This is a genomic window from Streptomyces silaceus (assembly GCF_001419745.1).
GTDB classification, from domain to species: domain Bacteria; phylum Actinomycetota; class Actinomycetes; order Streptomycetales; family Streptomycetaceae; genus Streptomyces; species Streptomyces silaceus.
On the sequence record NZ_LIRJ01000372.1, the window covers coordinates 1 to 9,247 of the forward strand.

General features: G+C 70.4%; 9 protein-coding genes. 8 read left to right on the plus strand and 1 reads right to left on the minus strand.

Features of this window, described 5'->3' with window-relative positions; all coding sequences use genetic code 11:
• On the plus strand, positions 1 to 1,105 hold a 1,105-nt coding region (locus AOK22_RS29930), incomplete at its 5' end, for a signal recognition particle protein (protein WP_055701853.1).
• A gap of 120 nt (positions 1,106 to 1,225) precedes the next feature.
• Complete coding sequence (ftsH, locus tag AOK22_RS29935) at positions 1,226 to 3,160, plus strand: ATP-dependent zinc metalloprotease FtsH (protein ID WP_055701854.1); 1,935 nt, start codon at positions 1,226 to 1,228, stop codon at positions 3,158 to 3,160.
• Positions 3,161 to 3,291: 131 nt separating this feature from the next.
• On the opposite strand, the gene AOK22_RS29940 is transcribed toward ftsH, so the two are convergent.
• A complete protein-coding gene (locus tag AOK22_RS29940) occupies positions 3,292 to 4,152 on the minus strand; it encodes an SAM-dependent methyltransferase (RefSeq protein ID WP_079036904.1) in 861 nt (286 codons plus the stop codon).
• A 216-nt stretch (positions 4,153 to 4,368) separates the two neighbouring features.
• Here AOK22_RS29940 and proS point away from each other — a divergent pair, with 216 nt between their 5' ends.
• From proS to trmD, 6 genes are all read left to right on the plus strand, one after another.
• Positions 4,369 to 5,799 (plus strand): proline--tRNA ligase, encoded by a 1,431-nt coding sequence (gene proS, locus AOK22_RS29945; protein WP_055701860.1) that lies wholly within the window; start codon positions 4,369 to 4,371, stop codon positions 5,797 to 5,799.
• Between the two features lie 223 nt (positions 5,800 to 6,022).
• Positions 6,023 to 6,655, plus strand: a complete 633-nt coding sequence (locus AOK22_RS29950; RefSeq protein WP_079036905.1) for a hypothetical protein — start codon at positions 6,023 to 6,025, stop codon at positions 6,653 to 6,655.
• Positions 6,656 to 6,844: 189 nt separating this feature from the next.
• Positions 6,845 to 7,282 (plus strand): 30S ribosomal protein S16, encoded by a 438-nt coding sequence (gene rpsP, locus AOK22_RS29955; RefSeq protein ID WP_055701857.1) that lies wholly within the window; start codon positions 6,845 to 6,847, stop codon positions 7,280 to 7,282.
• Between the two features lie 2 nt (positions 7,283 to 7,284).
• A complete protein-coding gene (locus AOK22_RS29960) occupies positions 7,285 to 7,524 on the plus strand; it encodes an RNA-binding protein (RefSeq protein ID WP_014176063.1) in 240 nt (79 codons plus the stop codon).
• Between the two features lie 93 nt (positions 7,525 to 7,617).
• Positions 7,618 to 8,205, plus strand: a complete 588-nt coding sequence (rimM, locus tag AOK22_RS29965; protein WP_055701858.1) for a ribosome maturation factor RimM — start codon at positions 7,618 to 7,620, stop codon at positions 8,203 to 8,205.
• Positions 8,205 to 9,026 carry a tRNA (guanosine(37)-N1)-methyltransferase TrmD gene (gene trmD / locus AOK22_RS29970; protein WP_055701859.1) on the plus strand — a complete coding sequence of 274 codons (822 nt, stop codon included), beginning with the start codon at positions 8,205 to 8,207 and terminating at the stop codon, positions 9,024 to 9,026. The genes rimM and trmD overlap by 1 nt, the downstream gene beginning before the upstream one ends.
• Positions 9,027 to 9,247: the final 221 nt, after the last annotated feature.

The window sequence follows — 9,247 nt, forward strand, 5'->3', positions numbered from 1 at the left end:
CGCCGAGCGCGCCGGCGTCGGTGTCTACGCCCCCCAGCCGGGCAACGGCGTGGGCGACCCGGTCCAGGTCGCCAAGGACTCCGTCGAGTACGCGCGTACGAAGCAGTTCGACGTCGTCATCGTCGACACCGCCGGCCGCCTCGGCATCGACCAGGAGCTGATGCAGCAGGCCGCGGACATCCGCGACGCCGTCAGCCCGGACGAGGTCCTGTTCGTCGTCGACGCCATGATCGGTCAGGACGCGGTCAACACCGCCGAGGCGTTCCGCGACGGCGTCGGCTTCGACGGCGTCGTGCTCTCGAAGCTCGACGGTGACGCCCGCGGTGGTGCCGCGCTCTCCATCGCGCAGGTCACCGGCAAGCAGATCATGTTCGCCTCGAACGGCGAGAAGCTGGACGACTTCGACGCGTTCCACCCGGACCGCATGGCGTCCCGCATCCTCGGCATGGGCGACATGCTCACGCTGATCGAGAAGGCCGAGCAGACCTTCTCGCAGCAAGAGGCCGAGAAGATGGCCTCGAAGCTGGCCTCCAAGAAGGGCCAGGACTTCACGCTCGACGACTTCCTGGCCCAGATGGAGCAGGTCAGGAAGATGGGCAGCATCTCCAAGCTGCTCGGCATGATGCCCGGCATGGGCCAGATGAAGGACCAGATCAACAACCTGGACGAGCGGGACGTCGACCGCACGGCCGCCATCATCAAGTCGATGACCCCGGCCGAGCGCCAGGAGCCCACGATCATCAACGGCTCGCGCCGTGCCCGTATCGCCAAGGGTTCCGGCGTCGAGGTCAGCGCGGTCAAGAACCTGGTCGAGCGGTTCTTCGAGGCCCGCAAGATGATGTCGCGCATGGCCCAGGGCGGCGGCATGCCGGGGATGCCCGGGATGCCGGGCATGGGTGGCGGTCCCGGCCGTCAGAAGAAGAAGCAGAAGCAGGCCAAGGGTAAGCAGCGCTCCGGCAACCCGATGAAGCGCAAGCAGCAGGAGCAGGAGGAGGCCACGCGCCGCGAGCAGGCCGGTCAGGCCGGCGGCGCCTTCGGCCTCCCCGGCGGGCAGCCGGGCAAGGACTTCGAGCTGCCCGACGAGTTCAAGAAGTTCATGGGCTGAGTCCGCGTCCTCGCGGGTCCCGTCTCGTCCGTACGTCGCCTGGGGCGCCCCTCACCTGAGGGGCGCCCCAGGCGTTTCGGCGCGGGTGCCCGGGGTTGATTTGTGACGTAACGTCCGACTATGAGCAACCCTGTGCCGCCGCGCCAGGCGCCCGATCAGCCGTGGCGCTCCGAGGGCGCGCCCCCGCCCGCCCCCACGCCGCCGCCGAAGAAGAAGATGCCGGGCGGCTGGGGGAGCCTGATCCTGACGGCTCTGATCGTCTACCTCATCGCCAACCTGGTGCTGTCGTTCTTCAACGACGGCGACGAGCCGACCATCTCGTACACCGAGTTCAGCAAGCAGGTCGACGACGGCAACGTCACGAAGATCTACGCCAAGGGCGACGCGATCCAGGGGCAGCTCAAGAAGGAACAGCCCAAGCCGGACGGCGAGAAGGGCGACTACACCAAGTTCACGACGCAGCGGCCCGCGTTCGCCGACGACAAGCTCTGGGACGACCTGACCAAGCACAAGGTCACCGTCACCGCGGAGCCCGTGGTGCAGGAGCGCAGCTTCCTGTCGAACCTGCTCATCTCGCTCGCCCCGATGCTGCTGCTGGTCGCGCTGTGGATCTTCATCGCCCGGCGCATGAGCGCGGGCATGGGCGGCGGGGGCGGCATGCTCGGGCGCAAGACGCCGCCCAAGCCCGTCGAGCTGGAGCCCGGCGCCAAGCGCACCACGTTCGAGGACGTGGCCGGCATCGACGAGGTCGAGGGCGAGCTCAACGACGTCGTCGACTTCCTGAAGAACCCCGACGCCTACCGCTCCATGGGCGCTAAGATGCCGCGCGGCGTGCTGCTCGCGGGCCCGCCCGGCACCGGCAAGACCCTGCTCGCCCGCGCCGTCGCGGGTGAGGCCGGCGTGCCGTTCTTCTCCGCCTCCGCGTCGGAGTTCATCGAGATGATCGTGGGCGTGGGCGCCTCCCGCGTACGGGAGCTCTTCGCGGAGGCCCGCAAGGTCGCGCCGTCCATCATCTTCATCGACGAGATCGACACCATCGGCCGCGCGCGGGGCGGCGGCAGCGGCATGGGCGGGCACGACGAGCGCGAGCAGACCCTGAACCAGATCCTCACCGAGATGGACGGTTTCTCCGGCGCCGAGGGCGTCATCGTGCTCGCCGCCACCAACCGCGCCGACATCCTCGACCCCGCCCTCACCCGGCCCGGCCGCTTCGACCGCGTCGTCAACGTCTCGCCCCCCGACCGGGGCGGACGCGAGGCCATCCTCAAGATCCATACACGGTCCATCCCGCTGGCCGACGACGTCGACCTCGCCCAGGTCGCCCGTACGACACCGGGCATGACCGGCGCCGAACTCGCCAACCTCGCGAACGAGGCCGCCCTCCTCGCCGTCAAGCGCAAGCAGAAGAAGGTCACGCAGTCCGACCTCTCCGAAGCCATGGAGAAGGTGCAGCTCGGCGCCGAACGCCCGCTCGTGATGCCGGAGGAGGAGCGCCGTCGCACCGCCTATCACGAGAGCGGGCACGCCCTGCTCGGCATGCTGCAGCCCGGCGCCGACCCGGTCCGCAAGATCACCATCGTGCCGCGCGGGCGCGCGCTGGGCGTGACCCTCTCGACCCCGGACTCCGACAAGTACGCCTACACCGAGGAGTATCTGCGGGGCCGCATCATCGGCGCCCTGGGAGGCATGGCCGCCGAACACGTCGTCTACGGAGTCATCACCACCGGCGCCGAGAACGACCTGGAGCAGGTCACCAACATCGCGCGCGGCATGGTCGGCCGCTGGGGCATGAGCGAGCGCGTGGGCCGGCTGTCCGCCCTGCCGAACGACGCCCAGCAGGCGTACGGACTCGCGGCCGCCCCGGAGACCCTCGACGCGATCGACGGCGAGATGCGCCGGATCGTCGACGAGTGCTACGACAGCGCCTGCCGGCAGCTGCGCGAGCACCGGGGCCAACTGGACGCCCTGGCGGCGGCCCTGCTGGAGAACGAGACGCTGGAGGAGGCGGACGCGTACCGGATCGCGGGCATCACCCGGTTCACCAAGGACGGCTGACGGGTCTCCACGGAGTCGGTCGCCGAGAATCTGGTCTCTACGGAGTCAGGTCCTTGCCGAAACCGTCCTCTACGGAGTCAGGCCATACGGAAACCGTCCTCTACGGAGTCAGGCCTTACGGAAACCGTCCTCTACGGAGTACGCGCGATCAGGTAGCGGAAGACGTTCGGCATCCACACCGTGCCGTCCGCGCGCCGGTGCGGATGCAGTGCCTCCGTCAGTTCCTTGTCGACCTGTGCCTGGTCCGTCGCGCGCGCCGCCGCGTCGAACAGACCCGTCGACAGCAGCCCGCGGACCGCGCTCTCCACGTCCGCGTACCCGAAGGGGCACCCGACCCGGCCCGAGCCGTCCGGCTTGAGGCCCGCCCGGTGGGCGACCTCCTCCAGGTCGTCCCGCAGCGCGGGGCGCCAGCTCCCCGTGCTCCGCAGGGGATCGGCGAGCTTCGTCGCCACCCGCAGCACGGACGAGGTCGCGCAGCGCTCCGGAGGCCCCCAGCCGGCCAGCACCACCGGCGTGCCGTGCCCGGCGAGCGGGGCCGCCGCCTCCAGGAGGCTCGCGAGCCCTTCGGAGTCGCCCGCCATGCACCCGATCGGCTGGAAGGCGGTGATGAGGTTGTACGCGGGCGCTCCCGGCTCCGCCGCGTCCTTGGGGCCGCCCGCGACCAGACGGCGGCGCGCACGCGAGGGCACCTCCCGCGAGCCCTCCGGAAGGAGTCGCTCACGCGCGAGGGCGAGCCGTTCGGGCGCCGCCGGATCGACGCCGGTGACCGTGGCGCCCCGCGAGGCCGCCATCAGCAGGGCGAGCCCCGAGCCGCAGCCGAGTCCCAGGAGGCGGGTGCCGCCGCCCACTTCGAGTCGTTCGTACACCGCTTCATAGAGCGGGACCAGCATCCGTTCCTGTATCTCCGCCCAGTCACGCGCGCGTGCGCACAGGTCCACACGGGGTGCAGCGCCCGCGTGGGGGACGTGCGGCTGCACGAGTGTTGGTGTCATCGAAAGCGCCCCAATCCGCCGAGAGTTACTGCCGTGCCGAAATCCAACGGTTCGTCCGCCCCCGTGTAGTGCGCTCGCACTCCCCCCGTATGCCAGACAACTCCGCATCCGTCGTGGCGTCCAGAGGTTGTGAGGCAATGCTTGCGTGCCACCGTCGTGCGCCCCCCGGGAAAAAGAGTTCACCTTCACCTCGGGCCCGCCCCTACCATGCGCGCCATGGCCAAGACCCCCGTGCTCACGCCCCAGTCGGACGACTTTCCCCGCTGGTACCAAGACCTGATCAACAAGGCCGAGCTGGCCGACAACGGTCCGGTGCGCGGCTCCATGGTGATCCGACCGTACGGATACGGCCTGTGGGAGCGGATGCAGCAGGACATGGACGCCCGCATCAAGGAGACGGGTACCCAGAACGCGTACTTCCCGCTCCTCATCCCGCAGTCGTACCTCACCCGCGAGGCCGAGCACGTCGAGGGCTTCGCGCCGGAGCTCGCCGTCGTCACGCACGGCGGCGGCAAGGAGCTGGAGGAGCCCGTCGTCGTCCGCCCCACCTCCGAGACGATCGTCAACGAGTACTTCTCCAAGTGGGTGCAGAGCTACCGCGACCTGCCCCTGCTCATCAACCAGTGGGCCAACGTGGTCCGTTGGGAGATGCGCCCGCGCCTGTTCCTGCGCACCTCGGAGTTCCTCTGGCAGGAGGGCCACACCGCCCACGCGACGTACGAAGAAGCCCGCGACTTCGCCGCGCACATCCACCGGCACGTCTACGGGGCGTTCCTGCGCGAGGTCCTCGCCATGGACTTCGTGCCCGGCCGCAAGACCGCAAAGGAGCGCTTCGCCGGCGCCATCAACACCCTCACCCTCGAAGGCATGATGGGCGACGGAAAGGCCCTCCAGCTCGGTACCAGCCACGAGCTCGGCCAGAACTTCGCCAAGGCCTTCCAGACCCGGTACCTGTCCAAGGAGGGCACGCAGGAGCTGGTCTGGCAGACCTCCTGGGGCAGCACGACACGGCTGATCGGCGCCCTGGTGATGATGCACGGCGACGACAGCGGCCTGCGCGTGCCGCCCCGCCTCGCGCCCGTCCAGGCCGTCGTCCTCGCCGTCAAGGGCGACGACGCGGTGCTCGCCGAGGTCCGCCGCATCGGCGAGACCCTCAAGGCGGCGGGCGTGCGCGTCCAGGTCGACGACCGCACGGACGTCCCCTTCGGCCGCCGCGCGGTCGACTGGGAGCTCAAGGGCGTACCGGTCCGCATCGAGGTCGGCCCGCGCGACCTGGAGAACGGCACCGCGATGCTGGCCCGCCGGATCGTGGACGAGCACCGCCCCGGCGGCAAGGAGCCGGTCGCGATCGCCACCCTCGCCGAGCTGCTGCCCGCCGTCCTGGAGGAGGGCCAGCAACTGCTCCTCACGCAGGCCCGCGCGCGCAGGGAGTCCCGCACCTCGGACGTGACCTCGGTCGAGGAGGCCGTGGAGGCCACCGCCGCCGGCGGCTGGGCGCGGATCCCGTGGGCCTCGCTCGGCGAAGAGGGCGAGGCCGGGCTGGCCGAGCACGGCGTGACCGTACGGTGTCTGGTCGCCGAGGACGGGGCGGTGCCGGACGCCGACGGGACCCCGGGTAACGTCGCTTTCGTGGCCCGCTCCTACTGAGGGCGTGTCCGCGGTGTTGGCGCGGCCGTCATCGGCCCGTGCGCCCGCCCGGACCACACGAGTCCCGGCGCGAGGGACCGCCCTACGCGCCGGGGCGTACGCGCCGCTACGTACCGCCTTGGTGCGAGCTGTGAGGCTTCTCCGCAGATCAGCGCACCCGCCCTCGTCCGGACGCATCAACGGCAACTGACGGGTACGTGCAAATTATTTGGGATGCCCCGGAATGGAACCCCGAGGGCTCCCGGCTCGTTGTCACGACGTGAGCACGACACCACCTGTTCTCGCCGCAGAGCTGGCACAGGCGTGGGCCGACATTCAGCGGCACCACCCCGAGCTGCCCGACCTTGCCGCGCCCGAATCCCTGATCGGAGAGTCGTCGTCCGCCTGCGGCGCCGAGCTCTCCTTCGAGCGACTGCTTCACGAGGCAGTCCATGGCATCGCCGCCTCGCGCGGCGTCCGCGACACCTCACGCGCCGGCCGCTATCACAACCGCAGATTCCTCGCGATCGCCGAGGAGCTGGGCCTGGACCACCCGGAGGAGCCGCACCCCAGCAGTGGCTTCTCCCTGGTCACGCTCAACCCCGAGGCCAAGAAGAAGTACCGCCCGACGATCGAGCGCCTCCAGCGCGCCCTCAAGGCGCACACCGTGGCGACGACCGCGGACACCGCACGCAGCTTCCGGGGCCCGGCCGCCCGGCACGGCTCCTCCGGAGGCGGCGTGCGCGTGAAGGCGGTCTGCGACTGCGGCCGCAACGTCCGCGTCGTTCCCTCCGTGCTCGCCCAGGCCCCGATCATGTGCGGCGGCTGCGGCAAGCCCTTCCGGATCCCGGAAGCGGTGGGCGCGGGAGTGGGCTGAGCTGGTCCGGGGCGCCCGGACCGGTTCGGGCGCCCCGGCGACGTATGGCACAATGGCTAGCTGTACTCGACAGTCGCACAGGACCCCTCTCTCCTCCGGCTGACGCGTCCATCGGGCACTCGAGTACCGCAACCCCACGCGGCATCCCCGTTGTGCCCACCCACGTCAAGACCAGGAGACACCACTCCCGTGGCAGTCAAGATCAAGCTGAAGCGTCTGGGCAAGATCCGTTCGCCTCACTACCGCATCGTCGTCGCCGACTCCCGTACCCGCCGTGACGGCCGGGCCATCGAGGAGATCGGTCTGTACCACCCGGTGCAGAACCCGTCGCGCATCGAGGTCGACTCGGAGCGCGCCCAGTACTGGCTGTCCGTCGGCGCCCAGCCGACCGAGCCGGTCATGGCCATCCTGAAGCTCACCGGTGACTGGCAGAAGCACAAGGGCCTGCCGGCCCCGGCGCCGCTGCTCGTCGCGGAGCCCAAGGACAAGCGCGCCGCGTTCGAGGCCTTCACCAAGGGTCTCGAGGGCGACGACGCCAAGGGTGAGGCCATCACCCAGAAGGCCAAGAAGTCGGACAAGAAGGCGGACGAGGCCGAGGCCGCGTCCACCGAGTCGACCGAGGCCTGAGCATGCTCGAGGAGGCTCTCGAGCACCTCGTGAAGGGCATCGTCGACAACCCCGACGACGTGCAGGTCGCCTCGCGCAACCTGCGCCGCGGGCGCGTCCTCGAGGTCCGGGTCCACCCCGACGACCTCGGCAAGGTGATCGGCCGCAACGGCCGCACCGCACGCGCTCTGCGCACGGTCGTGGGCGCCATCGGCGGCCGCGGTGTCCGCGTCGACCTCGTCGACGTGGACCAGGTTCGCTGAACCGGGTTCACTGAACCACAGCAGCACCGGCTCGGGCCGGGGAGGGCTCAAGGGCCGTCCCCGGCCCGTAGTCGTGAACGAGGAGAGAACGCAGTGCAGTTGGTAGTCGCCCGTATCGGCCGTGCCCATGGCATCAAGGGCGAGGTCACCGTCGAGGTCCGCACCGACGAGCCCGAGCTGCGGCTCGGTCCCGGCGCCGTCCTCGCCACGGACCCCGCGTCCACCGGTCCGCTGACCATCGAGACCGGCCGGGTCCACAGCGGCCGTCTCCTGCTGCGCTTCGAGGGCGTGCGCGACCGCACGGGCGCCGAGGCCCTGCGCAACACGCTTCTGATCGCCGAGGTCGACCCGGAGGAGCTCCCCGAGGACCCCGACGAGTACTACGACCACCAGCTGATGGACCTCGACGTGGTCACCAAGGACGGCGTCGAGATCGGCCGGATCACGGAGATCTCGCACCTGCCCTCGCAGGACCTGTTCATCGTGGAGCGGCCCGACGGCAGCGAGGTCATGATCCCCTTCGTCGAGGAGATCGTCACCGAGATCGACCTTGAGGAGCAGCGCGCGATCATCGACCCGCCCCCGGGGCTCGTCGACGACCGCGCGGAGATCGCCTCCGCCCGCGACGCCGAGGCGGCCGCGGCCGGCACCTCCGAGGCGGCCCCGGAGGACCAGGCGTAATGCGGCTCGACGTCGTCACCATCTTTCCCGAGTACCTGGAACCCCTGAACGTCTCCCTCGTGGGCAAGGCCCGCGCGCGTGGGCAGCTCGACGTCAACGTGCACGACCTCAGGGAGTGGACGTACGACCGGCACAACACGGTCGACGACACCCCCTACGGCGGCGGCCCCGGCATGGTCATGAAGACCGAGCCCTGGGGCGACGCCCTCGACGACGTGCTCGCCGAGGGGTACGAGGCGGGGGCCCACGGGCCTGTCCTGGTCGTCCCCACGCCCAGCGGCCGCCCCTTCACCCAGGAACTCGCCGTGGAGCTCTCCGAGCGCCCCTGGCTGGTCTTCACGCCCGCGCGCTACGAGGGCATCGACCGCCGCGTCATGGACGAGTACGCGACCCGCATGCCGGTCTACGAGGTCTCCATCGGCGACTACGTCCTCGCGGGCGGAGAGGCCGCCGTGCTGGTCGTCACCGAGGCCGTGGCCCGGCTCCTGCCCGGCGTCCTCGGCAACGCCGAGTCCCACCGGGACGACTCCTTCGCGCCCGGCGCCATGGCCAACCTCCTGGAGGGGCCGGTGTACACCAAGCCCCCCCAGTGGCGCGGCCAGGGCATTCCGGACGTCCTGCTCAGCGGCCACCACGGCAAGATCGCGCGCTGGCGCAGGGACGAGGCGCTGCGGCGCACCACCCGCAACAGGCCCGATCTCATCGAGCGCTGCGACCCCGCGGCCTTCGACAAGAAGGACCGCGAGATGCTCTCGATCCTGGGGTGGCGCCCGGGGCCCGACGGCCGATTTGGGCGAGACCCCGAGGCCGTGGAAGAATAGACCGCTGCTGTACGTCCAGCGTGCGCCCCTGCCACAGGGGGATCGACCGAAGCTTTCTCTCCGCCCCGCGGGGAGGGTCAAGACGCCCGCCCGACGCGATCAGCTACCGAATTCTCATCACCACGTTCCGCTGATGACCTGTGGCATCAGTGAAGAAAGCAGACGATCATGGCTAACCTGCTCGACTCCGTCGACAGCGCGTCGCTGCGCAGCGACATCCC

Coding starts and splice junctions, on each gene's coding strand:
- ftsH (WP_055701854.1), top strand. CDS start 1,226: ATGAGCAACCCTGTGCCGCCGCGCCAGGCGCCCGATCAGCCGTGGCGC.
- AOK22_RS29940 (WP_079036904.1), bottom strand. CDS start 4,152: ATGACACCAACACTCGTGCAGCCGCACGTCCCCCACGCGGGCGCTGCA.
- proS (WP_055701860.1), top strand. CDS start 4,369: ATGGCCAAGACCCCCGTGCTCACGCCCCAGTCGGACGACTTTCCCCGC.
- AOK22_RS29950 (WP_079036905.1), top strand. CDS start 6,023: ATGGAACCCCGAGGGCTCCCGGCTCGTTGTCACGACGTGAGCACGACA.
- AOK22_RS29960 (WP_014176063.1), top strand. CDS start 7,285: ATGCTCGAGGAGGCTCTCGAGCACCTCGTGAAGGGCATCGTCGACAAC.
- trmD (WP_055701859.1), top strand. CDS start 8,205: ATGCGGCTCGACGTCGTCACCATCTTTCCCGAGTACCTGGAACCCCTG.